Genomic DNA, 432 nt, shown 5'->3' with positions numbered 1-432 from the left:
GGGCCTTGGCCCCCACCAGCAACGGATAGTTGAAGCTGCTGCGGTCGACCAGGTTTACCTCCACGGTCCGCTTCTCGTCGCCCAGGCAAAGCTCAAGGTCGACCACCGGCCTGCGCGAAAGCTCGGGGGCATCGCCCTCTTCCTCTTCGTCTTCGCGGGGCAAGCCCGCTCCCACAGGTACAGCGGAGTGCTTGTAGGAGCGGGCTTGCCCCGCGAAAGGGCCGTACAGGTTGAATCAATCAGCAGTCCGGCTTGCCCGCGGTAAACCGCTTGGCCGGGTTCACCGCAGCCTTGAACTCGCGCAAGGCCTTGGCCCCCACCAGCAACGGATAGTTGAAGCTGCTGCGGTCGACCAGGTTTACCTCCACGGTCCGCTTCTCGTCGCCCAGGCAAAGCTCAAGGTCGACCACCGGCCTGCGCGAAAGCTCGGGG

The 432-nt window shown here is 64.8% G+C and carries 1 protein-coding gene and 1 pseudogene; both read right to left on the bottom strand.

From position 1 onward, the window contains the following. Positions 1-157, bottom strand: a pseudogene (locus tag L6D80_RS29895) (putative ATP-dependent zinc protease); the annotation flags it as partial. Between the two features lie 82 nt (positions 158-239). Beyond that, on the bottom strand, positions 240-432 hold a 193-nt coding region (locus tag L6D80_RS29890), incomplete at its 5' end, for a putative ATP-dependent zinc protease (protein WP_236183113.1).

The organism is Pseudomonas ceruminis (assembly GCF_021602025.1).
Lineage (GTDB): Bacteria > Pseudomonadota > Gammaproteobacteria > Pseudomonadales > Pseudomonadaceae > Aquipseudomonas > Aquipseudomonas ceruminis.
The sequence above is the reverse complement of the archived record's forward strand: the minus strand, read 5'-3'. Positions and strand labels throughout refer to the sequence as shown.